Annotated in this window: 15 protein-coding genes; 10 read left to right on the top strand and 5 right to left on the bottom strand. The window is 60.7% G+C overall.

Annotated elements, in window-relative coordinates; translation table 11 throughout:
- Window positions 1-154: 154 nt before the first annotated feature.
- Window positions 155-1312 (top strand): pyridoxal phosphate-dependent aminotransferase, encoded by a 1158-nt coding sequence (locus PL597_RS08765; protein WP_191217661.1) that lies wholly within the window; start codon window positions 155-157, stop codon window positions 1310-1312.
- Between the two features lie 24 nt (window positions 1313-1336).
- Here PL597_RS08765 and PL597_RS08760 read toward each other — a convergent pair whose 3' ends face one another.
- Window positions 1337-2020 carry an ArsR/SmtB family transcription factor gene (locus tag PL597_RS08760; protein ID WP_137410222.1) on the bottom strand — a complete coding sequence of 228 codons (684 nt, stop codon included), beginning with the start codon at window positions 2018-2020 and terminating at the stop codon, window positions 1337-1339.
- Between the two features lie 74 nt (window positions 2021-2094).
- Here PL597_RS08760 and PL597_RS08755 point away from each other — a divergent pair, with 74 nt between their 5' ends.
- The 3 genes from PL597_RS08755 to PL597_RS08745 all read left to right on the top strand — a co-directional run bounded on the left by PL597_RS08755 (window position 2095) and on the right by PL597_RS08745 (window position 3613).
- Complete coding sequence (locus PL597_RS08755; protein ID WP_003521451.1) at window positions 2095-2421, top strand: NIPSNAP family protein; 327 nt, start codon at window positions 2095-2097, stop codon at window positions 2419-2421.
- Window positions 2418-2777 carry an antibiotic biosynthesis monooxygenase family protein gene (locus PL597_RS08750; RefSeq protein ID WP_077982404.1) on the top strand — a complete coding sequence of 120 codons (360 nt, stop codon included), beginning with the start codon at window positions 2418-2420 and terminating at the stop codon, window positions 2775-2777. Before PL597_RS08755 ends, PL597_RS08750 begins: the two co-directional genes overlap by 4 nt.
- 131 nt (window positions 2778-2908) lie before the next feature.
- A complete protein-coding gene (locus PL597_RS08745) occupies window positions 2909-3613 on the top strand; it encodes an SDR family oxidoreductase (protein ID WP_271364976.1) in 705 nt (234 codons plus the stop codon).
- A gap of 136 nt (window positions 3614-3749) precedes the next feature.
- On the opposite strand, the gene PL597_RS08740 is transcribed toward PL597_RS08745, so the two are convergent.
- On the bottom strand, window positions 3750-6629 hold the full coding sequence (locus PL597_RS08740; RefSeq protein ID WP_269833237.1) for an Rne/Rng family ribonuclease: 2880 nt from the start codon (window positions 6627-6629) through the stop codon (window positions 3750-3752).
- Between the two features lie 645 nt (window positions 6630-7274).
- Here PL597_RS08740 and PL597_RS08735 point away from each other — a divergent pair.
- From PL597_RS08735 to PL597_RS08720, 4 genes are all read left to right on the top strand, one after another.
- Window positions 7275-8534 carry an N-acetylmuramoyl-L-alanine amidase gene (locus tag PL597_RS08735; RefSeq protein WP_142912149.1) on the top strand — a complete coding sequence of 420 codons (1260 nt, stop codon included), beginning with the start codon at window positions 7275-7277 and terminating at the stop codon, window positions 8532-8534.
- A gap of 327 nt (window positions 8535-8861) precedes the next feature.
- The gene (locus tag PL597_RS08730; protein WP_077982401.1) at window positions 8862-11309 is read left to right on the top strand and encodes a penicillin-binding protein 1A; all 2448 of its coding nucleotides are present in this window, start codon (window positions 8862-8864) and stop codon (window positions 11307-11309) included.
- 98 nt (window positions 11310-11407) lie between these two features.
- Window positions 11408-12539, top strand: a protein-coding gene (prfB, locus tag PL597_RS08725) for a peptide chain release factor 2 (protein WP_162520364.1) whose coding sequence is annotated in 2 segments (ribosomal slippage) — window positions 11408-11476 and window positions 11478-12539 — 1131 coding nt in all. Because the reading frame shifts where the segments join, the coding sequence is not laid out codon by codon here.
- Window positions 12540-12613: 74 nt separating this feature from the next.
- A complete protein-coding gene (locus tag PL597_RS08720) occupies window positions 12614-13084 on the top strand; it encodes a cysteine hydrolase family protein (RefSeq protein ID WP_077982399.1) in 471 nt (156 codons plus the stop codon).
- A 27-nt stretch (window positions 13085-13111) separates the two neighbouring features.
- On the opposite strand, the gene PL597_RS08715 is transcribed toward PL597_RS08720, so the two are convergent.
- Both PL597_RS08715 and PL597_RS08710 read right to left on the bottom strand, forming a co-directional pair.
- On the bottom strand, window positions 13112-13612 hold the full coding sequence (locus PL597_RS08715; protein WP_137410228.1) for a hypothetical protein: 501 nt from the start codon (window positions 13610-13612) through the stop codon (window positions 13112-13114).
- 21 nt (window positions 13613-13633) lie between these two features.
- Window positions 13634-14407 (bottom strand): NAD kinase, encoded by a 774-nt coding sequence (locus tag PL597_RS08710; protein ID WP_077982398.1) that lies wholly within the window; start codon window positions 14405-14407, stop codon window positions 13634-13636.
- 304 nt (window positions 14408-14711) lie between these two features.
- Between PL597_RS08710 and PL597_RS08705 the strand changes: the two genes are divergently transcribed.
- Entirely contained in the window at window positions 14712-15629 is a 918-nt protein-coding gene (locus PL597_RS08705; RefSeq protein WP_077982947.1) for a PhzF family phenazine biosynthesis protein, read from the top strand.
- Between the two features lie 251 nt (window positions 15630-15880).
- Window positions 15881-17830 carry an elongation factor G gene (locus PL597_RS08700; RefSeq protein WP_271364975.1) on the top strand — a complete coding sequence of 650 codons (1950 nt, stop codon included), beginning with the start codon at window positions 15881-15883 and terminating at the stop codon, window positions 17828-17830.
- 198 nt (window positions 17831-18028) lie between these two features.
- On the opposite strand, the gene PL597_RS08695 is transcribed toward PL597_RS08700, so the two are convergent.
- Window positions 18029-24361, bottom strand: a complete 6333-nt coding sequence (locus tag PL597_RS08695) for a hypothetical protein (protein WP_271364974.1) — start codon at window positions 24359-24361, stop codon at window positions 18029-18031.
- Window positions 24362-24401 lie beyond the last annotated feature (40 nt).

The raw sequence follows: 24401 nt of genomic DNA, 5'->3' as shown, positions 1-24401 counted from the left end.
GGCCGGAGCCTCTTGAAATCTTATGAAGGCAATTACCTTACTTTAAGCCAAATGCCATACGGCAAAAATACTTGTCCGCATTATGATCGCATGATTGTGAAGATTGTGATTCTGCGGCAAGTCTCTGAAATACGGTTCAGGAAAGAGCATGCCCTTGATAACGATCTCGAAGCGGAGCGCCGTCGAACCCTTTCACGCCATGGACATTCTGGCGGAAGCGAACAGGCGCAGGCAGGCGGGCCGCCCCGTCATTTCCATGGCGGTCGGTCAGCCCTCCCATCCTGCACCGAAAGCCTCGCTTGCGGCGGCTGAGGCTGCGCTGAAGCATGGGCGGATCGGTTATACCGATGCGCTCGGCCTGCGTGAGTTGCGGGAAGCGATCGCCGGTCATTACCGCCTTCGCCACCAGGTCGCCATCGATCCCGCCCGCATCGCCGTGACCACTGGCTCATCTGCGGCCTTCAATCTCGCTTTTCTCAGCCTTTTCGATGCGGGCGATTATGTCGCTATCGCAAGGCCCGGCTATCCTGCCTATCGCAATATTTTGAAAGCTCTCGGCCTCAACGTCGTGGAAGTGCCGGTCACGGCCGAAACGGGTTATACGCTGACGCCGGCAAGTCTGGAGCGGGCGGAGACAAAGGCCGGCTGCAAGCTGAAGGGCGTGCTTCTGGCAAGTCCGGCCAATCCGACCGGCACGGTGACCGGCCGCGAGGCTTTGAAGCGGCTGGCCAGCTATTGCGAAAGCCGCGACATGGCTTTCATTTCCGACGAGATCTATCACGGCCTCACCTTTGTCGGGGAAGAGACGAGCGCGCTCGAAATCACCGACAATGCCGTGATCATCAACTCCTTCTCCAAATATTATTGCATGACGGGCTGGCGCATCGGTTGGATGGTGCTGCCCGAGAATCTGGTCCGTCCCGTCGAATGTCTGGCCCAGAGCCTTTATATTTCCGCGCCTGAACTGTCGCAGCTTGCGGCGACGGCAGCCTTTTCGGCGGCGGAGGAACTGGATGTCTACCGGGAAAGCTATCGCACCAACCGCGATTTCCTGATGGCGCGCCTGCCGGAGATAGGCCTGCCGCTGGCGTCCCCGATGGATGGCGCTTTTTACGCCTATGTCGATACCAGCCGCTTTTCCAACGACAGTATGGATTTCGCCAGGCGCATGCTGGCGGAAATCGATGTGGCGACGACTCCAGGCATGGATTTTGATCCAGAGGAAGGCCACAGGGCGCTGCGCATTTCCTATGCGGGTTCCGTATCTGACATTGCCGAGGCCGTTGGACGTATTGCCGGCTGGTTGAAATAAGCCGGGATCATCCGTTCGTGGTGCTCAGGTGGGCGTGCAGCTGAAGGTGCTGTTGAAAGCCTTTTCGCCCTTTGTCGTGAAGGTCAGTACCCTTCCGTTTCCGCGCCGCAGCCAGTCCCGTTGCTGCATGGCTTCAAGCAGCGATGCGCCGAGCCCACCGCCGAGATGATGGCGGCGCTCACTCCAGTCCAGGCAATGCAGGCAGACCGGGCGACGGGCCTTCTCGAGCGGTGAAAGGTCTATGCCGAAGCTTGAGAAGAACTCGCGTCCGCTCTCCGTTAAGGCAGGATCATCACCTAACGTCACGAGCCCCTTTGCGGTGATGGCGGCTAGCAGCGCCACGCCGCTTTCCCCGGCCAGATGATCGTAGCAGATGCGCGCTTCCCGCAGCGCCTTGTCCTTCGGTCCCGTGCGGACGCGGACTGCGCCCGTGCGCTGGGCAAGACCCATCAATGCTTCCAGAACATGCGCCACATCCTCGTCGGAAAGACGGAAATAGCGGTGACGTCCCTGTTTTTCCGCTTTCAAGAGTTGCGCCTCGGAGAGCTTCGACAGATGACCGCTGGCGGTCTGCAGGGTCACGCCGGCGGCTTCGGCAAGCTCGCTTGCGGTGAGCGCACGTCCGTCCATCAGCGCCGTCAGGATGTTGGCGCGGGCAGGGTCGCCGATCAGCGCGGCGACATTGGCGATCAGGGGGCCGTCTTTCATGCTTCGATGCTAGCCGAAGCATTAAAGCAAAGCAATGGCGTAAAAGAGAGAGGCAAAATACGAGGAGACAAACGATGCTGACCTGTTTCATCCGCTACGAGATCGATCCTTTCAAGGTCGATGCTTTTGAGCGATATGCCCGCACATGGGGTGAGGCGATACCGCGCTGCGGGGCCGATCTGATCGGTTATTATGCGCCGAAGGAGGGATCGAGCACCATTGCCTACGGTGTCTACAACATCGAAAATCTGGCCGCCTACGAAGCCTACAGGGCACGGCTCGCCGCCGATCCCGCGGGGCGGGAAAACTACGAATTCGCCCGCCGCGAACAGTTCATTCGCAGAGAGGACCGGCTTTTCCTGCGTCTCGCCTCCGCTCCGCACGCCGGAGGCGGACAATGATTGCCGTTATTTTCGAGGTCTGGCCGGCTGAAGGCGAGAAGCAGCATTATCTCGACATAGCGGCAGGCCTGCGAGCTGAACTGGAGACCGTCGACGGTTTTCTGTCCGTCGAGCGGTTTCAAAGTATCGGCAATCCGGACAAGATGCTCTCTCTGTCCTTCTTCCGGGATGAGGAGGCGGTGAGGGCGTGGCGCAACACCCTGCCGCATCGCGCCGCGCAGTCGCTTGGCCGGTCCGGCGTTTTTTCCGATTACCGGCTGCGTATCGCGCAGGTGATCCGCGACTACGGCCTGGAGGAACGGGAGGAAGCGCCAGCCGACAGCCGGGAAGTCCATCCGGCAGGGGGAAATGGCTAGGCTGACTTTTTCAGCATCAGTTTTTCTGCATGCCGCTGCAAGGCTTTCTGGTTCGAACTCGCCTTTGAAACCCGTTATAGATGGGCCAATATGGTGCGGGGCACCCCTAGAATTGGACAAGGAGAAAAGCGATGTCGGCGGAGAAGGTAGCGATTGTAACGGCAGGCGGCAGCGGCATGGGAGCTGCCGTGGCGAAACGTCTGGCCGCGGATGGCTACAAACTCGCGATCCTGTCCTCTTCCGGCAAGGGAGAGGCGCTGGCGCAGGAACTGGGCGGCATCGGCGCCACCGGCTCCAACCAGTCCAATGACGATCTCCAGCGGCTAACGGATTTGACGCTCGAAAAATTCGGCCGCATCGATGTGCTGGTCAACAGCGCCGGCCATGGTCCGCGCGCCTCCATCCTCGATATCACCGATGAGCAATGGCATACGGGTCTCGATGTCTATCTGATGAACGTCATCCGCCCGACACGGATCGTCGCCCCCATCATGGTGAAACAGAAAGCGGGCGCCATCGTCAACATTTCGACTGCCTGGGCTTTCGAACCGAGCAGCATGTTCCCGACATCCGCCGTGTTCCGCGCCGGCCTTGCCTCCTATACCAAGATTTTCGCCGATACCTATGCGGCCGACAATGTGCGCATGAACAATGTGCTGCCCGGCTGGATCGACAGCCTGCCGGCAACGGAGGAGCGCCGAGAGAGCGTGCCAATGCAGCGTTACGGCAAGAGCGAGGAAATCGCCGCTACCGTGGCATTCCTTGCCTCTGAGGGGGCGGGATATATTACCGGTCAGAATATCCGCGTTGATGGCGGGTTGACGCGGTCCGTTTGACGGGCTGACCTTTCCCATTCCTCATCCCGCGCCTGCCGCAGGAATTGTGAGCGGTTCGAAAAAAGTTCTTTGCACCGATAAAAGAAAACGCCCGCAACATCGTTACGGGCGTCTTTTATCCAAGATGTGGCTTCTCTCAGAAGAAGCCTTTGCGCTGCCACCAGCCGCCCTTGCGCGGCTTTGGTTCATCGCCTTCAGGCGTTGCGGGTGAGCCGGAAGAGGTCACCACCGGCTCCGAATGCGAGACATTACTGCCTCGGTTCGCGCGGACCTTTTCTTCGTTCGCCGTTGCTTCCGCTTCCGGAGCGAGATCGGCCGAGGCTTCACCTGCTTCTTCGATGGCGACGTCGACAACGGTTTCCTTGACGATCACCGGCTCTACCGTTTCAACGGCTTCTGCCTTCGGTGCTTCTTCGGTTTCAGTCTTTACTTTCGCCTTGCGGGTGCGGCGCGGCTTTTTCGGTGCTTCAACCTCAACGACGTCGGCAACCACACCTTCCACCACTTCGGCGGCGGTCGGTTCTTCATTCACTGATGCTTCGGCGGAAACCTCTTCGCTTTCGCCTTCCTCGCCGTCCGCGGCGTCGAGTGCCTCGTCTTCCGCACGGTTGCGGCGGCCGCCACGCTTGCCGCGACGGCGGCGCTTGCGCTTGCCATCCTCATCGGACGTCAGTGCTTCCGCTGTACCATTTTCGTTTTCAGCATCGGCCTCATCGGTTTCGACGCCGTCGTCGTCACCTTCGGCATCGTCGCCTTCGGACTGGGCGTCAAGCGCGCCGTTCTGGTCGTTCTGACCGCCCTTACCGCGACGACGGCGGCGGCGCTTGCGCTTGCGCTTGCCTTCCTCGCCATTGTCGCCCTGCTGCTGGCGCGGCTCGGAGGGCTGGGCCTTGACGATTTCTTCCTCGTCTTCGTCCTCTTCCACCTCTGCGACGAAATCGTCTTCCTCTTCCACGAAGTTCGGCAGCATCTGGATGAGGCTTTCGATCTTCACCGGATTTTCGACGGCTTCACCGCGATCGATGGCGAAATGCTGCGCACCGACACCGGCGTCGGCAGCGATGATGATGGACACACCGAAGCGGCCTTCATAATCGACGATCGTGCCACGCTTGTGGTTGAGCAGGTAAAGCGCCGTTTCCGGCGTGCAGCGCACGGTGATGTTGTGGGTGGTGTTGCGCAGCAGATATTCCTCGACGCCACGCAGAACATGCAGGGCGATGGAAGATTCGGAGCGCACATGGCCCGTGCCGCCGCAATGCTGGCAGACCTGCGTGGTCGATTCCAGCACCGAAGCGCGGATGCGCTGGCGCGACATTTCCAGAAGGCCGAAATGCGAGATGCGGCCGACCTGGATGCGTGCCCGGTCGTTCTTCAGGCAATCCTTGAGCTTCTTCTCGACAGCGCGGTTGTTGCGCTTTTCTTCCATGTCGATGAAGTCGATGACGACAAGACCGGCAAGGTCGCGCAGGCGAAGCTGGCGCGCCACTTCTTCCGCCGCCTCGAGGTTCGTCGTCAGCGCGGTTTCCTCGATGGAATGCTCGCGGGTCGAACGGCCTGAGTTGACGTCGATGGAAACCAGCGCTTCCGTCTGGTTGATGATGAGGTAACCGCCCGACTTCAGCGTCACCTGCGGCTGCAGCATGCGGTCGAGCTGGGCCTCGATACCGGAGCGCGAGAAGATCGGGTGAATGTCGCGGTAAGGCTGAACCACCTTGGCGTGGCTCGGCATCAGCATCTTCATGAAGTCTTTCGCTTCACGATAGCCTTCTTCGCCCGAAACGATGATCTCGCCGATATCCTTGTTGTAGAGATCGCGGATCGAACGCTTGATCAGCGAGCCTTCCTCGTAAACGAGGCAGGGGGCCGTGGAGTTCAGCGTCAGCGTGCGGACATTTTCCCACAGACGCATCAGATATTCGAAGTCGCGCTTGATTTCGACGCGGGTGCGGTTGGCGCCGGCGGTGCGCAGGATGACGCCCATGCCCTGCGGCACGTCCAGATCGCGCGCGATTTCCTTCAGGCGCTTGCGGTCGGCCGGCTGGGTGATCTTGCGGGAAATACCGCCGCCACGCGCCGTATTCGGCATCAGAACGGAGTAACGGCCGGCAAGCGACAGGTAAGTGGTCAGCGCCGCACCCTTGTTGCCGCGTTCTTCCTTGGCAACCTGCACAAGAAGAATCTGACGGCGCTTGATGACTTCCTGGATGCGATACTGCTTGCGCGGCTTGCGGGCGACGCGGTCCGGAACCTCTTCCATGGCGTCTTCGGCGCCGACGGATTCGATCACTTCCTTCTCGTGATGATCGTCATCGTCGTCGTCATCGTCGTCATTGCCGCGGCGAAGACCCTCGACTTCCTCGGAAATCGTGTCGGTATCGACCATGGCGGCCATTTCGCCGCCGGTGCTGCCCTCGTCTTCGGAAGACGCTTCGGCGGCCTCGGCCGCAGCGGCTTCTTCTTCCGCCGTCTTCTTCTTGGCGCGGGGGCGGCGGGTGCGTTTTTTCGGCTTTTCTTCCTCAGCGGGTGTTTCTTCCGCGACGACCTCGACGGCTGCTTCTTCGGTAACCGCTTCCACAACGGGTGCAGCTTCTTCCGTGACAACGGTCTCGGTGGTTTCGCTTGCGGAAACAATGCCGACATCCGGCTGATCCACCTGCGAAAGGTCGATCATGGGCGCACCGGGCTCGGGGGCGTCTGCAGATTCGAAATCGTCGCTGCGGCGATGATCCTCGGCTTCTGCTTTCAGCAGGGCCTGTCGGTCAGCGAGCGGGATCTGGTAATAATCCGGGTGTATTTCCGCAAAGGCGAGAAAGCCGTGGCGATTTCCACCGTAATCGACAAAAGCCGCCTGAAGCGAGGGCTCAACGCGGGTGACCTTGGCAAGATAGATATTGCCGCGGATCTGTTTCTTGTGCTCCGATTCGAAATCGAATTCCTCGATCCGGTTCCCACGGACAACGACTACGCGTGTCTCCTCTTCGTGGGAGGCGTCGATAAGCATTTTGTCTGCCATGTAAGCTGTGCTCCTCGGCGCAGCCTTGTTTTATACGAGAACAGGCCCGCCACACGGACGAGCCTTTCATATGAGTGCAAGGATGTGCCGGAAATGAAGTCTCCTGCCGGGCGTCTGTAAACTGGCAGCATCCGGACCGACGGCGAGGCGCTTGGCCTGCTCCTGGTATCCGGTTCATGTGAAAACTGCTGCGACATCATTGGCCAGGCGGAACGACAATAATATATAGACCCCTTGGGATCCGATGAATTTGCTCTCCTCAGAGCGGCGGTGGCAGCGCCACCGGGTAGGTCTCCGGCCACGGCCGGAATTGATCGAGTTTCAGGATAAATGTAACGACGGCAGATGATTGCCCGATTTGCAGCGCCAGCGTCTTTTTCGATTGGCAGCCGGCGGGCATCTATCCCGTCAACACTTTTAACCCTCATCCGTGTTGTATGTTTTCTCTGTCACAATAGCAATAGGCTGGCTAAATATGCCATATTATTGGTGGAATTTCCGGGTTAACAATTGGTTCACCAAGGCCTGCGATTGTGGGGCGCAAACGCGCAAACTATCGTACGGCGTGGTTGAAATGGCGCTGTTACCGGCGTTTTTCCTCGCTGTTTATCGAAAATGACTGAAATACGGAATTTCTTGAAGGCCATGAATTTCACGCGCAACGCAGCGATATTCGGTGGGAGAGGGCGGCTTGGCGCGCGAATCGCGCGGCTTGCGTCGGCTCTGGCATTTTCCGTCGCCGCTTCTTTCTCCGTCGCGCCGTCGGCCCATGCCGTGGAGCCGCTCGTTGTCCATCAGGCGCGGATCATCGGCGATGAGGCGCGCACGCGCATCGTTCTAGACTTCGCCGAGGAGCCGGAATTCGATGTTCACTATCTCGATTCGCCCGCCCGCATCGTTGTCGACTTTCCGGCGGTGAATTTCAGCTTCCCCGCATCCGAGCTGAAGCCGACCGGTCTTTTTTCAGATATCCGTTTCGGCACCATGGGGCAGAACAGCGCCCGGATCGTGCTGACGGCGAAAAAGCCGGTTCAGGTGGCGGTTGCCGAAACCAAGAAAGCTGATGGCGGCCAATCTTTCCATTTCGTGCTCGATACGGAAATCACCACCAAGGGCAAGTTCGCGGAGCTGGTGAAGCATCAGCAGTGGCGGACACCAGCGCCGGTGACGACTGCAGCGATCGCGCCCGACGGCAAGACGTCGCGGCCGGCGGAATTCGTCATCGCGGTCGATGCCGGCCATGGCGGCATCGATGCCGGCGCCAGCGGCGGCACTACCGGCACCGAGGAAAAGGTCATCACGCTGACTTTCGCCAAGGAACTTGCCGAGCGGTTGAACCGCGAACCTGGTATAAAGGCGTTCCTCACGCGCGATTCCGATACTTTTCTCGCCTTGTCCGAACGGGTGACCATCGCCCGCCAGAACAACGCCAATCTCTTTATTTCCCTTCATGCGGATACGTTGAGACAAAAGGGCATCCGTGGCGCGACGGTCTATACGTTGTCGGACCGGGCGTCGGACCGGCAGGCGCAGGAACTGGCGGAGCGCGAAAACAAGTCCGACCAGATCGCGGGTGTTGCCGCCTCCAGCGAGCCGCCTGAGGTGGCCGATATTCTTCTCGATTTCACCCGCCGCGAAACCCAGGCCTTTTCTGTGACGCTGGCCGAAAACATCGTCTCCTCCTTCGAGGGGCAGGTGGGGCTCATCAACAACCCGCACCGCTACGCCGGTTTCATGGTGTTGCGCGCCCATGATGTGCCGTCGGTGCTGCTGGAACTCGGTTTCCTCTCCAATCCGGAAGACGAAAAGCTGCTTCTCGATGGGGAGTGGCGCAAGAAGGTGGCCGATACGCTCGCAACCGCCATTGGGCGATACCGCGCCAAGGCCATGGCAAATGGCGGCTGAGAGGGCTGCCTGCGAAGCGGCAATGCTGTTGCAGACCTGCCATTGACCGCTGAAAACCTGTTCAATTCTTGGGTCTTGCGGACGATTGCGAAGGCGAAGCCCTATTTTACTCACATTCGCCGCGTTACTCGGAATGCGGATTCGGTGGCAATCGGCAAAGCGTCCTGAGCGCGATTGCGGACTGCCGCCCGGTAACATATCAGCGAATGCTGCCGTATCCGGCTTGTCATAGAAGGTATGGTGTGCAAAACGGCACGCGATATGCAAGGATGCGCCCGTATATCGTCGGGCGTTGATGGTTACGATTCGAATTATCGGTAGCTTAGTATGATCAGACTGATTGGATATTTTTTCGGCTTGGCCAGCGTGCTTTTTCTGTGCGCAGCCGCCGCCGGTGCAATTTATTTGCACGGCGTGACAAAGGACTTGCCGGATTACGCAGTTCTGAGCACCTATGAGCCGCCGGTGACGACCCGCGTGCATGCCGGCAACGGCGCGCTGATGGCGGAATATGCGCATGAAAAACGCCTTTTCCTGCCGATTCAAGCCATTCCCGACCGCGTGAAGGCCGCTTTCCTTTCGGCGGAAGACAAGAATTTCTACAATCATCCGGGTGTGGATGTCTTCGGCCTCGGCCGCGCCATTCTCGTCAACATCCAGAATCTCGGCTCCGGCCGCCGTCCGGTCGGCGCCTCCACCATCACCCAACAGGTGGCGAAGAACTTCCTTCTGACCAACGACCAGACCATCGACCGCAAGCTCAAGGAAGCCATTCTGTCCTTCCGCATCGAGCAGACCTATTCCAAGGACAAGATTCTCGAGCTTTATCTCAACGAGATTTTCTTCGGCCTGAACTCCTACGGCATTGCCGGTGCGGCGCTCACCTATTTCAACAAGTCGGTGACGGAACTGACGATTGCGGAAACCGCCTATCTCGCGTCGCTGCCGAAGGGCCCGGCCAACTACCACCCGATCCGTCGCGAAAAGGCTGCTCTCGAGCGTCGTAACTGGGTGATCGACCGTATGGCCGAGAATGGCTATATCACTGTGGACGACGCGACGGACGCCAAAAAGCAGCCGCTTGGCGTCAATCTGCGTCGCGGCGGCGCCCATATTTTCGCATCCGATTATTTTGCCGAGGAAGTCCGGCGCCAGATCGTCGAGAAATACGGCGAGGAAGCGCTTCTCGAAGGCGGGCTATCGGTCCGTACCTCTTTCGATCCGCAGATCCAGATGGAGGCGCGCAAGGCTCTCCAGGACGGTTTGGTTCAATATGACGAGCGTCGCGGTTTTCGCGGCCCCGTAGAGCAGATCGATACAACGGGCGACTGGACGGCGGCGCTCGCCAAGGTCAAGGGTTTGCGCGACGTTCCGGAGTGGAAAATCGCCGTGGTCCTCGCTGTTGCGGCCGATGGAGTCGATATAGGCGTGCAGGCGGATGCGGAAACGGAAGAGGGCGACAAGCGTACGCGTGGCCATATCGCCGCAGAAAATATGCGCTGGGCCTTTCGCGACGCGACGGGTAAAAAGGCGACCACCAAGTCCCCGGTCGGCGTTCTGGCCGTCGGCGACGTGATTTATGCGCAGCCGCTTGCCAAGTCCGGTAATGAATATCGCCTGCGCCAACCGCCGAAAGTGCAGGGCGGCATGGTGGTGATGGATCCGCATACCGGACGTGTTCTGGCCATGGTCGGCGGCTTCTCCTATGCGCAGTCGGAATTTAACCGCTCGACGCAGGCGATGCGCCAGCCGGGTTCCTCCTTCAAGCCGTTCATCTATGCGGCGGCGCTCGACAATGGTTATACGCCGGCATCGGTCATACTCGATGCACCGATTGAGGTCGTTTCCGGCGGTCAGGTCTGGAAGCCGCAGAATTACGGCGGAGGATCTGCGGGTCCGTCGACCCTGCGTCTCGGCATCGAGAAATCCCGCAATCTCATGACCGTGCGTCTGGCGCAGGACATGGGCATGAATCTGGTCGCGGAATATGCGGAACGTTTCGGCATCTACGACAAGATGCCGCCGCTTCTGGCCATGTCGCTCGGTTCCGGTGAAACGACCGTCATGCGTATGGTCTCTGCCTATTCGGTTCTCGCCAATGGCGGCAAGCAGATCAAACCGACGCTGATCGACCGTATTCAGGACCGCTACGGCAAGACGATCTTCCGGCATGAGGAACGCGCCTGCGAAGGCTGCAACGCGACAAGCTGGCAGAACCAGGACGAGCCTGTGATCGTCGACAATCGCGAACAGGTTCTCGACCCGATGACCGCCTATCAGACGACGTCGATGCTGGAAGGCGTCGTGCAGCGCGGCACGGCGGCCGGCAAGATCAAGGTCGATCTGCCGGTTGCCGGCAAGACGGGCACGACAAACGATGAAAAGGACGCCTGGTTCGTCGGTTATACGCCGGACATGGTCGCCGGCCTCTATATCGGCTTCGATTCGCCGGCGCCTCTCGGCCGCGGTGGCACGGGCGGCTCGTTGTCGGCGCCGATCTTCGGCGAATTCATCGCCGATGCGGCCAAGCACATGGAGCCGAGCAAGTTCATCGTGCCTGCTGGCATGAACTTCGTCGCCGTTAACCGCAAGACCGGCATGGCGGCGGTCGAGGGCGAGCCGGACACCATCATGGAAGCCTTCAAGCCCGGCACCGGTCCCGCTTCCACCTTCTCTGTCATCGGCGATGACGGATACATGTCGCAGGAAGACATTCTGAAGACCTCGCCGCAGGCGCAGCAGGCCATCACCGGCGGTGGCGGCGGTCTTTATTGATATCACTCCTGACGTTTGGCGGGGGCGCGGGTCTTTACATCCGCGCCCCCCGCATTTATTTGAGCAACGAGTTTCAATGAAGGTGAAGAACCAGCGAAATGCGCAATGAAATCGTGAACGTAGTCGACGAAATCAAGCAGGCCATAAGCCTGCTGAGGAGGCATCTTTGACTGGGACCAGGCGATAAGACGACTGGACTGGTTGAATAACAAGGCAGAGGACCCGACCCTCTGGAACGATGCCGCTGAGGCTCAGAAGCTGATGCGCGAGCGCCAGCAGCTGGATGACAGCATCAATGGCGTCAGGGCGCTCGAGCAGCAGCTCAAGGACAATATCGAGCTGATCGAACTCGGCGAGATGGAAGGCGACGACGAGATCGTCAAGGATGCCGAAGACGCGTTGAAGGCACTGAGAAGCGAAGCGAACCGCCGTCAGGTGGAAGCCATGCTGTCAGGCGAAGCCGATGCCAACGATACCTATCTCGAAGTGCATTCCGGCGCCGGTGGTACCGAAAGCCAGGATTGGGCCAACATGCTGCTGCGCATGTATACCCGCTGGGCCGACCGTGAAGGTTTCAAGGTCGAGGTGCTCGAAGTTCACGACGGCGAAGAAGCCGGCATCAAGTCCGCGACGATCCTCGTCAAGGGCCACAATGCCTTCGGCTGGCTGAAGACGGAATCGGGCGTGCATCGTCTCGTTCGTATTTCGCCCTATGACAGCAATGCGCGTCGCCATACGTCGTTCTCTTCCGTCTGGGTTTACCCGGTGGTCGACGATTCGATCCAGATCGACGTCAACGAAAGCGATTGCCGCATCGATACCTATCGTTCATCCGGCGCAGGCGGCCAGCACGTCAACACCACCGACTCGGCCGTGCGGATCACGCACATTCCGACCGGTATTGCCGTTGCCTGCCAGCAGGAGCGCTCTCAGCACAAGAACCGCGCCAAGGCGTGGGACATGCTGCGCGCCCGCCTCTACGAGGTGGAGTTGCAGAAGCGGGAAGAGGCAGCCAATGCGCAGGCCGCTTCCAAGACCGATATCGGCTGGGGCCACCAGATCCGTTCCTATGTTCTGCAGCCTTACCAGCTGGTCAAGGATCTGCGCACTGGTGTGGAAAGCACTGCACCCGGCAACGTGCTGGACGGCGATCTGAACGAGTTCATGGAAGCCGCTCTCGCGCACCGCATCAGCGGCGGCGCGGATGTGGAAGTCGCGGATATCGACTGACGCTTCAAGTGCGTCGATTGAAGAAGATTACCCTCGCAAACCCATTGCGAGGGTTTTTTCGTTGGAGAACAAGCATGAAACAGGCGCTCTATATCGTCGACGTCCAGTCGAGCTTCAATCCGCCGGCTGCGCTGGTGGCGGAAATATCCGCTCTCGCCCTGACAATGCCCAGTATCGCCACCGTCGAGCGCCATGACGAAAGCGTAACACCCTTTGAGCGGCAACTCGGCTGGAAACCGGGCAGGGACGACGAGTCGCTTGTTGCGGCAGATCGCATATTCATCAAACACGGTTATGCGCCACCCCGGGAGGTCATCGACCATCTTCTGTCGCTGAAACTCGACAGGGTGCTGGTCTGCGGCATTCAGGCCGATACCTGCGTGCTGGCCGCCGGTTTTGCCCTCTTCGATGCGGGGCTGCATCCCACGCTGTTGCCGTGGCTTACGGTGGGCTCCAGTCTCGACCGCAGCGGTGAACTCGGGGCGAGATTATGGAAACATCATTTCGGTGCGGTTCTTGGCGGCCCGGAGGCGCTGCAAGCGTAATCTTTCCCGGCCCGCGCATCGGGCCGATCAGTTTGACGCTTTCTCGACCTTCATCTCGCCCAGCTCGTCGATCAGGATCGTCCAGCTTTCAGCTTCCTTGCTCATCGGGTCCGTTTTCAGGTAGACAGTCACGAACAAGCCGGGCGAGGCGGGCGCGCCATTCGAACTTTCGGGACGAATATCCGTGACATAGGATTTCATCTGGCTGAATTCTTCCAGTTCGATATTTTCCAGAAGATTCGGCCCTTCTGCGGTAAAGACGATTCGCTGCAGGTAGATTTTTGCCGTGCCGTCGCCCTGGCGGATGGCGATGACCTTGTAGTAGCCGCGCGTGGGCGAGGCAGGCGGCGGCCGCAATTGCCCGTCGGGGCCTTTCACCGGCTCAAGATTCCGGTCTTCCCACATGCCGCTGCTGACGACGAAGATTGCCGAAACCGGCAGCGCGTCGATCGCTTCCGTCTGCGCGCGCGCGGGAAGCACGGCGGCGGCGAAAAGGAGGGCAGCGAGGATTGGTCTTGTCAGTTGCATGGCTATTGTCGATTGCGAGCGTCAATTGTTGAACTGTTCCGCGAGAACGCGGTCCGACCATGAACGGTCCGGATCCGAGAGAATCCTTGCCGTCCGGTCCTGCGATTGTGCAATCCGAACATGACGAACGGATTTCACCTCGGTGTGGTCGGCCACCGCGTTCACCGGGCGCTTGTCGCGTTCCAGAACATGAATATCGACCGTCACTTTATTCGGCAAAAGCGCGCCGCGCCAGCGCCGTGGGCGGAAAGCACTGACGGGTGTGAGCGCCAGCAGCGGCGATTCCAGCGGCAGTATCGGTCCATGGGCGGAGAAATTGTAGGCTGTGGAGCCTGCCGGCGTCGCAACCATCATGCCGTCGCAGATCAATTCTTCCAACCGCACCTTGCCGTCCACCTCCACACGCAGCTTGGCGGCCTGGTGGGACTGGCGAAACAGGCTGACCTCGTTCATGGCAAGCGCCGTAAACTCGTCGCCGTCGGAATCTGTCGTCGTCATGCGCAGGGGATGGAAATCATTGCCGCTCGCCACCGCGATACGCTCCAGCAGGCCGTCCACCCGGTAGTCATTCATCAGGAAACCGACGGACCCCCGGTTCATGCCATAGACCCGCTTGCCCGAATTCATCGTCTCGTTGAGAATTTGCAGCATGAAGCCGTCGCCGCCGAGCGCGACGATCACTTCAGCCTCTTCGAAAGGTGTATCGCCGTAAATGCCTTTCAGCTCTTTCAGCGCGGCCTGCGCCTCTTCGGTTGCGGAGGCGACGAAGGACAGTGAATAGGTAGAATGCGACATCCGCTTCCCTCGACAAGGCGCAGACCGGAAACCGTCCACGCAAGGCGCTGTAAACCGTTGAAGCGGCTCGAAATCTTGAAACCTCGACAGGGAGGTCGATGACAAACCGCCAGACGCACCCTTGGTACATGAAGACGGCGGCTGGCGACAAGGCCTTTCACAGGCGCAGGCGTTCCCGGACGGCGGACCGCACCGATCCGGTCCACAGCTTCTTGATTTCCACTCACGGACAAGGGTTGCGATGCGGGGCGGCCTGATGCAGTTTGCCTAAGGCAGTCGGAATGACGAGTGGCAGGAGATGGATGTGGCGCTGAACTACGATATCTACGATGTCTTTACCGAAACGAAAATGGCGGGGAACCCGCTGGCGGTCATGTATGACGCCGATGATCTTCCCCAGGCCACGATGCAGGCGATCGCGCGGGAAATGAACCTTTCCGAAACGGTTTTCGTCAACCGGTCCAGCAATCCGGCCCATGCGGCCTCGCTGCGCATCTTCACGCCCTCGGGCGAGTTACCCTTTGCCGGCCATCCGACAGTCGGCGCGGCGGTGGCCATCGCCGAGCGAAATCGCGGCGAGGGCGATGACGACATCGATATGGTCTGCGTACTGGAAGAGCAGGTGGGTCCGGTGCGTTGTGCGGTGAAGATGCGCCCCGGTGCGGTCAGCTTCGCCGAATTCGACCTGCCGCGCAAATCGTCCCGCGTCGAGTTGCCGCTCGATCACACGGCGCTTGCCGATGCGTTGGGCGTTAGCGAAGGACATCTCGGCTTTGAGAATCACGTGCCGTCGATCTGGACCGCCGGTGTGCCGTTCCTGCTCGTACCCCTGCACAATATCGCCGCCATCAGGGAGATGGATTTCGATGCTAATCTGTGGTTGCGCACCGCGCCGCTGGTGGAAGGACGCCTGACGGCGGCCTATATCTACTGTCGCGGCGGCGTCAATCACGCGGCAAAGTTCCACGCCCGCATGTTCTCTCCGGATATGGGAATTTCGGAAGACCCTGCCACCGGTTCAGCCGCGGCCGCTCTCTCCGGCGCCATCCACCATTTCGACGGCCTGACCGACGGCCATTATCCGCTGCTCATCGAACAAGGCGTGGAGATGGAACGACCGTCTCATATCCATTTGCGTATGGACATCAAGGACGGCGAAATCGCCCGCGCCCGTATCGGCGGCCACGCGGTGCGGGTGGCATCGGGCACGTTCGAGATTTGACATCGGCATAATGGCGCAGCATTCCGGGGGGGGCGCGGAATTTTACGGTGGCCTCACCCTGTTTGCGCCGGTAGAGGTGCCGATCCTGTCATGCTTGACATCTATCGCGACCCAGGTTCTAAATTCCTCAGCCTCTCCGCAAACTGTTGGAGATGCGCTTAATAACTCACGGTTTCCGCACATAGAGGTCCCAATGCGCCGAGTCCCTTCTCAAAAAAATCACCTTGGAGTTTTTGAGAAGTTGAGGGTTCATGCGCACTTTGAATCTGGGCATCCTCGCCCATGTGGACGCAGGTAAGACTAGCCTTACGGAGCGTCTCCTTTTTGACGCCGGTGTGATCGACAAGCTGGGCAGCGTCGATACCGGCAATACGCAGACAGACAGTCTCGAACTGGAACGGCAACGCGGCATCACGATTAGGGCCGCCGTCGTCTCTTTCCTGATCGGCGATACTAACGTCAATCTCATTGATACGCCCGGCCACCCCGACTTTATCGCGGAGGTGGAGCGGGTGCTGGGTCTGCTCGATGCAGCCGTGGTCGTCGTTTCCGCCGTGGAGGGCGTGCAGGCCCAGACGCGTGTATTGGTGCGGGCGCTGCAACGTCTTGGCCTGCCATTCCTGTTCTTCATCAACAAGGTCGACCGAGTCGGTGCGCGTTATGACGAGGTTGTGAACGACCTCGCCAGTCAGTTGCGGGTGCGCCCGGTCGCTATGTCGACAGTCACCGATGCGGGCGGAAAGCGCGCGCGGGTGGCGGCAACCGATATGGGGAGCGAACCATTTTTCACCGGTCTCTGTGAAACGCTTGCGGACAACGATGAGGAGTTGCTGCATGACTATCTTTTGACGCCAGACTGGGCGGACCTCGAAAAACTTTCGCGATCGCTCAGGCAGCAGACTGCCCGCGGGTTGGTGCATCCGGCTTTTGCCGGTGCGGCAATGACGGGGGCCGGTTTGCCGGCTTTGATTTCGGCTATTACCGACATGCTGCCCGCTCGTAACCCCGATCCCGACGGTGAGGGCGTAGGAAAAATCTTCAAGATCGAGCGCGGATGGGGCGGTGAAAAACTGTCCTATCTGTACCTTGAATCGGGAACGATCCGGCTTCGGCATTATCTGCCTATGCCGCGGGGGTTGGCGAGGATCACGGGAATACAACTCTTCAAGGACGGTCGCGTTCAAAATACGACAAGTCTCTGCGCTGGGCGAATTGCCCGCGTCACCGGTCTTGCCGGAGCGAGGGTTGGCGACCGGGTGGGTGTGAACGTCGTTGCCGGTGGCGCATTTCATTTTGCGCCGCCTACACTCGAGACGCGCGTCGTTTCTCGGCAGCCGTCCGGACACGCGGCCCTGTGGCTGGCGCTCAACCAATTGGCCGAGCAGGATCCGCTGATAGGTTTGCGAAGGAACGATGAGATAAACGATGTTTTCGTATCGCTCTACGGTGAGGTGCAAAAGGAGATCATTCAGTCTGAGTTGTCGACAGGTTTCGGTATCAAGGCCGATTTTGAAGACAGCACGGTTATCTGCGTGGAAAGGCTTTCCGGCATCGGGCAGGGGCTTCAAATCCTGTTTAAGGAACCCAACCCGTTTCTCGCAACCGTGGGGCTTCGCGTCGAGCCCCGCGCGGCTGGCACCGGCAACAGCTTTGCATTGGAGGTGGAAATCGGCCAGATGCCGGCAAGCTTCTATCGTGCGGTGGAGGAAACCGTATTCGAAACGCTGAAACAGGGTGTCTTCGGCTGGCAGGTGCAGGATTGTCACGTCGCAATGACGGCTGCGCGGCATACCTCTCCATCGAGCACTGCTGCGGATTTCCGGCAACTGACGCCGTGGGTGTTGGCAACGGCGCTCAAGGAAGCGCAAACCTTCGTTTGCGAGCCGTTCGACCACTTTCATCTCGAAGCACCCGCCGCAGCCATGACGCGGTTGATCGCCCTGCTTGCCAAGGCAGGGGCGGCCCCTGGAAACTCTGTTATCTCCGGGGGCGTGGCAAGGCTTGAGGGGACAATTGCGTCTGCGGCGGTTCGGGGTATCCAACAGCGGCTGCCGGAACTGACCAGCGGCATGGGCGTGATGGAAACATCGTTCGACCACTATGCGCGAACTGACAATCCCCCACCTCCGCGCCGGCGCTCAGGTTCCGATCCGTTCAACGAGCGGGACTATCTACTGCGCATAGGCCGAAATGCAGAATGACCGCCGCGTAGTCCGCGACGGTCATTTGTTAAAGCATGTGTTAAAGCATGTCTCCCAAAAGCGTGCAGCGTTTTCGGGAGCAAGACATGCTTAAAAACAAAAATCCAAAGCGTGTCGCATGAATCGGATTAAACGCGCCACGCTTTAGTAAGGCTGTATAGGCACGCGGAGAGGTATCCATCTCCGCGTTCCCCTTCGTCAATTGAACCGGCCCGCCGCGTGGGCAAGCATCGTATAGACCTTGCCGGTATCGGAGGTGAGGTAGGACTGCGTGACTGTACGGTCGCGGTCTGTGCGAGCCACGTCGGCGAGCAGCTTCTCGAAATCGGTAATGTAGCGGTCCACGGCGGTGCGGAATTCCGCTTCCCGCTCATATTTGCGCTTGATTTCGTCGAAGGTCGTCTGACCCTTCAGCGTGTAGAGGCGACGGGTGAAGACGTCACGCTCGCCGCGCTGGTAGCGACGCCACAGCTCCACGGAGGCGTCGTGATCGATGGCGCGGGCGATGTCGACCGAGAGCGAGTTCAGCGATTCCACCATGTGGCGCGGATTGCGGGTGTCGGCCGCACGGGTGGGCTGCTGTTCCGCGCCGGCGCGAGGTGCGGACGCCGCTGGCGTTTCCTGTGATGCGCCGCGCAACAAATCGCTGATCCAGCCGCCGCCTTCTTCACGGCGTCCGGCAGGGTTAGTTGCGACCGGCTGCGCCGGTGCAGGCGCCTGGCGGTTCTCGAGCGGCAGCGCGCCACGCAAGGTGGGGGCCGGTTGCGGCTGGGCCGGGCGCTGCTGAACCGGAGCCGGGGCTGCCGGTTGCGGACGCGTCTCGACACGGCGCTCGGTTGCCGGCTGGGTCGCAGCAATGGCGCGGGCGACCGGTTCGGAGACTTCCATCTGGTGGGTCGAACGACCGACGAGCTGCGAAATATCCTGAAGCGCCTTGATCTGTTCGGAAACCGCGCGGCGCATGGCGGCCGCACTTTCCTTGGCTTCTTCCGGCAGGTCGAAAGCGCCACGCTTCAGTTCGGCGCGGGTCGCATCCAGCTCGCGGCGGATATCGTGGCTGGAGCGGCGGATTTCGTCCGTCGCGCCGGCAAAGCGGCTGACAGCGTCCTCGACGGCCTGACGCAATGTTTCCTTGAGGTTGGCTGCGGCGGCATTCGATTTTTCCGAAGCGGTGCCCAGAAGATTGTCGACTTCCGACAGCGAGGATTCGACACCGCCACGCAGGCGGTTGACCAGCTCGTCGGAATATTTCTGCGCGTCGGAGAGCGTGCTTTCGATCGAACGGCTGGCATCCTGACCGGCCGACAGCAGGGCGCCCCGCATTGTCTGGGCCGCCGAACGGGCGCGCTGTTCCGTTTCATCAAGCGAACGGCCGATATCGGAGAAGGACGCCTGCAGATTGTCACGCAGATTGCCGGCGACGTTCTGCGAACGCTCCTCGGCCTCGTTGAGGGTGTTTTCCACCACGCCGACGACGTTACGCATGGCGCTTTCGATTTCCTCGGAGCGCTTGACGAGGCCGACGGACAGGCTGCGAAGCGCATCCTGACGTTCTTCCAGCGTGCCGACGAGGCTCGACTGTGCCGCATTGAGAAGCTCGGAAGCCTGGCTCAGCACCTTCGAATGTTCCTCGAAGCGGCCGACGATGCCGGCGACTTGCGCCAGTGTCTGGCCGGAAATATTCGACAGGCGGTCGATTTTTCCTTCGAGCAGACGGCTGGAGCTGGACACCATGTCGGCGGCCTGCGAGGCGGATTCAGAGAAGCGGGTCGCCGAGGCGTTCAGCGCTTCATCTGCCGCGCCGAAGCCCTGTGCGGCGCGCTCGACAGCGGAGTTGAAGTTGCTTGCCGACTGTTCGACGATTTCCGCCATGCTGTTATGGGTCTGCGACAGCATATCCGTGCTCTGGCGGGTGGCGGCAACCAGCTTGTTGGCCGCATCGCTGCCGGCGCGGGCATATTTGTCGATGCCCTGTTCGACGGCGTCCGCCATGGCCGTATGGGTTTCCGACAGCATGTCGGTGCTCTGGCGGGTGGCGGCGACCAGCTTGCTGGCCGCATCCGTTCCGGCAGCGGCGTAATCGCTGATCGCCTGTTCCACCATACCGACCATACCGCTATTGCTCTGCGACAGAAGGTCTGCACTCTGCTGGGCGGCGGAAACGATCTTCTCGGCGGCTTCGCGACCGATGGTGGCATATTCGTCGACGACAGGCTTGGCCTTCTCTTCGATCAGGCGCGAAAGTTCGGCGGAGCGGCTGGCCAGCATCGAGTTGAGCTCGCGGGTGCGGTTATCAAGCGCCGAGCGAATGGATTCGCCACGCGCGTCGAGGGCGGATTCGACGCCCGTCAGCGTTTCGGAGATGACGCCGACCTGAGAGCGGACGACGGCTTCAGCCTCGGCAACCTTGTTGACGATGATGTTGCCCGCTTCGGAGAAGGTCTGGGCGACGGCGGCGGCCTGGCCGGAGAGACGGGTCTGCGCATCGGAAATGCGGTTGACGATCTCCCCGGAGCGCTCTTCGATGGCCTTGGTGAAGGCTTCGTTCTGCGCCTGCACCTGTTCTGCAAACTCCGAGCCGGATTTCGAGAGCAGGGCGGAGGAGCGGGCCGCTTCGTCGCCGATGCTTTGGGTGGCCGAGGTGACCGCGCCGCGCAGGCTCAGCGCTAGATCAGTCGCCTTGCCTTCAATGGTGCGGTTGACATTTTCGAGACCGATGGTCAGCGCCCGGTCCATGGTGCCGAGGCGCTCATCGATGCGGGCCGTGCCGCTATCGAAGGTTTCCACCAGACGGCTGGTGCGGCTTTCGAACGTGTCTGCGACGCGCGTGGTCTGCTCGTCCAGAATGCCGGTGATGCGCTCGGCTGCCTCGTCGCTGGTGCGGGCGAACACGGCCGTCTTGTCTTCCAGCGCTTCGGCAAAGCGGCGGCCGGCATCCTCGATTGAGGTGTTCACATTGGCCAGATCGCCACCGACGCGTGCCTGCAACGTATCGAGCGAGGTCTCGATGCGTGCGCCGGTCTCGTCGAGACGGGTGTTGACATTGCCGATTGAGGTTTCGATGCGGTTGGAGAGGGCGTCGGTGGCCCCGCCGATTTCGCGGGCTGCTTCGCCGATCTTGACGGCGATATCGCCGGCGCTGTTGCGAAGACGTTCTTCCAGCGTCGCAGCACTGCCGTCAATCGTCTTCTGCAGCGCTTCCTGCTGGGTTTCAAGCGACAGTTCCAGCATGCTGGCGCTGGAGGCGACAGTGGTGCCGATCATCATCGCCTGCTCGGAAAGCATGTCGCCCATCTGGGCCGTGGCGGAGTTGAGCGTCGCGGCAAGGTCTGCCTGACGCTGGTCGAGCGCGGTGCGAATATTCTCATGCGATTGCGACAGATTGCTTTCCAGACGCGAGACGCCTTCTTCCACCGTCTGGGCAAAGCGGCTGCTGCCGTCTTCGACGACACTTTCGATGCGGTCGGCCGCGCCCGAGACGCTCTGTTCGATCAGGCCGCTATTGCGCTCCAGCGAACCGGCAATGCGCTCGGCCTGCGAGCCGAGCATGGTTTCCAGGCGATCGTGGCCGCTGGCCAGCGCGTTTTCAAGCGTGAATGCGGTGGCTTCCAGACGCTGGCCGACGCCGGCCGCCGCAAGCGAGAGCGACGACGCTCTCGCATCCATGGCTTCGGCGATCCGCTCTTCGACACCGGAAATCGTCATGTCGAGCGCCATGGTACGGCTGTCGAGCGCATCGGCGATGCGTTCCTCGGCACCGGAAACAATGCCGGAAAGTGCAGCAGTACGCGTGTCCAGAGCGCCGGCGATGCGGTCCTCAACACCGGCAACGGCGTTATTGAGAGCGGCTGTGCGACCGTCGAGAATATCGGCGATCTTTTCTTCGACACCGGAGAAGCTCATATCGAGCGCCATGGTGCGGCTGTCGAGCACATCTGTGATCCGCTCTTCGGCGCCGGACACGACAGTCTTCAGCGACTCTGTGCGGCTGTCGAGCGCGCCGGCAATCCGGATCTCGGCACCGGCCACGAGTTCGCCAAGGGCCGCAGTGCGCGTGTCGAGCGCTTCCGTGATTTTTTCTTCCGCGCCGGAGAATGTCATGTCAAGAGCCATGGTACGGCTGTCGAGTGCATCGGCGATGCGTTCCTCGGCACCCGAAACAACGGCGTTGAGAGCGGCTGTGCGACCGTCCAGCGTTTCCGCGATACGGGTTTCCGCACCCGCTACCACGTCTCCGAAGGTGGCCGTGCGGCTGTCGAGCGCGCCGGCAATTTTTTCTTCGGCGCTGGCAACAATGCCGGTGAGGGCGGACGTGCGGTTGTCGAGCGTTTCCGAAAGCCGTTCCTCGACATTGGCGAAGGTCATGTCGAGAGACAGCGTGCGGCTGTCTATGGTGTCGGCGATGCGCTCCTCGACGCCGGAAATGGTACTGGAAAGCGCGGCAGTGCGGCCGTCGAGCGTCTCGGCGATACGGCTCTCCGCACCGGAGACGACGTCATGCAGCGCAGCTGTGCGGCTTTCGAGCGTGTCGGAGATGCGGTCTTCTATACCGGAAACCGCGCCGGTGATGGCTGCTGCCCGGGTTTCGAGCGTTTCGGCAAGACGGCGTTCCACATCGGCAACAACGCTGTTGATCGCAGCGGCGCGTTCGTCGAGCATCGCGGCGAGGTGTTCGGCCGTGCCGGAAACCGCGCCGGTAATGGCGAGGGAGCGGCTGGCGAGCGCTTCGTCGAAACGGTCCTGGCTGGCCGAAAGCGCGCCGAACAGGGCGTTGCTGCGTTCCGCCAGAACGGTGTCGATCTTCGCATGCGAATTGGCGAAGGCATCGGTGATTTCGGCGGTGCGCTGGCCGATGGCATCGCTGAAGGCCTGGGTCCGGCTGTCAAGCGCGCTTTCCAGCATTTCCTGACCCGTGCCGAGCGCGGTTGCGAGCGCCAGCGACTGGTCGGTCATCGTGGTGCCGATCCGCTCAAGACCGACATTCAGCATGGTGTCAAGCGCTTCGGAGCCGCCGGCAACGGTTTCGTTGATGCGGGCGAGGCTTTCCATCAACTTGCTGTCGAGGCTGCCGGCGCGCTGGTCGAAGGCGCTGGCGAACTGCGCCACATGCTCGTCGAAGGCCGAATTGACCTGGCCGACCGTCGCCTGCATGCGCTCTTCATAGAGGCCGGAACGAAGATCGAGATCCATGATCGCATCGTCGGCGGTGCTCTGCAGGCTCTGGCGGAAGGACAGGCCCTTTTCCTCAAGCGTCGTGGACAGCTTGTCGAGAACCGTATCCAGCGAACCGCCGATGACCTGCTGGCCGCGTTCGATATTGCGGTTGAGTTCCAGCGTGCGCGTCGACAACGTCTCGTTGAGCTGACGGGTGCGCTCCTCAAGCGCGCTGTTGAGGCTTTCCACGCCGCTATCCAGCGTCGATGCATGGATCGCGAAACGCTCCAGCAGCACTTCACCGCGCTCGTCCAGCGTCGAGGTGAGGTTATGAAGACGCATGTCGAATTCGTTTGATATCGTCGAGCCGGAGGAGTTCAACGCCTGCAACAGATTTTCGGTCTTGGCGGCGATCAGACTGCCCATCGCTTCGGTCGAAGCGCGTGATTTTTCGAGCAGCGCGGCCGAGCGCGTGTCGATCATCGAGGCAAAGGCCTCGCCGGTCGTGGCGATCCGCATCGAAAGCTCTTCGCCGACGATGGACAGTTCTTCCTTGATCTGTTCCTGCGCGCCGACGATGGAGGAGCGGATGCGCTCGGCATGGTTGACGATAGCGTCGCGCTCGGCGGTCAGTTCCTGGACGAGGCTGCGCACGCGCAGTTCGTTGTCGGCGTAGCTGCGCTCAAGCGCATTGACTTCGGAATGAACGAGGGTTTCGAGTTCCGTCGCTCGCGCAATGGTGCGCTCGATACCGTCATTCATGGCCGAAACTTCGCGGCGAACCGCCTGGCCGACGGACATGATGCGGTCGGACGCGACCGTTTCCGGTTCCGCGAGGCGGAGGGCGACTTCGGCCATGGATCGGGCGGCATTTCGCAGATCGCGGGCGCGCGCCATCATGATCGCAAAGGCAAAGAACAGCATGACGGGAACGAGAATGCCGACGACGATCGCCATCAGTCCGGGGATCGCGGTGAGATCGGCGACCGATCCGATGTTCCAAAGCGCATTGCCGTAAAGAAGATGGGCGATGCCAAGGCCGCCAAGCGCCCAGATGACCGACATGATCGTGGCGTTGCGCAATGCGCCGCCGACGGAGCCGCCTTCCAGCGATTTCAGGATCATCGCCGGGCTGCGCTTGGAGCCGTCATTGGCGGCTTCGAGATTGGGGGATCTGGGCGTCTGTTCGGCAGGCGCGCGGGCGGCCTCGGGAGCAGGGGTCTGTCTGCTTGCTTCCTTCACTCTGGCCTCCGGCTGCTTCGGCTTTGCAGTTTTCCGCGTCTCCGGCTTTTCTTCGAAAGCGCCAAGCTGCAAGGCATCTTCCAATGCCTGAAATGCAGTCTCGTCGACAGAGTCGCTGATCTTGTTATTCGCCATGCGGTTACGCCTCGTTACACATACGCCCGGCTTCATGCCG

The organism is Agrobacterium sp. ST15.13.013, assembly GCF_027956525.1.
GTDB lineage: Bacteria > Pseudomonadota > Alphaproteobacteria > Rhizobiales > Rhizobiaceae > Agrobacterium > Agrobacterium salinitolerans.
Note: the sequence above shows the minus strand (reverse complement) of the source record. Positions and strands in the feature narration are given on the sequence as shown.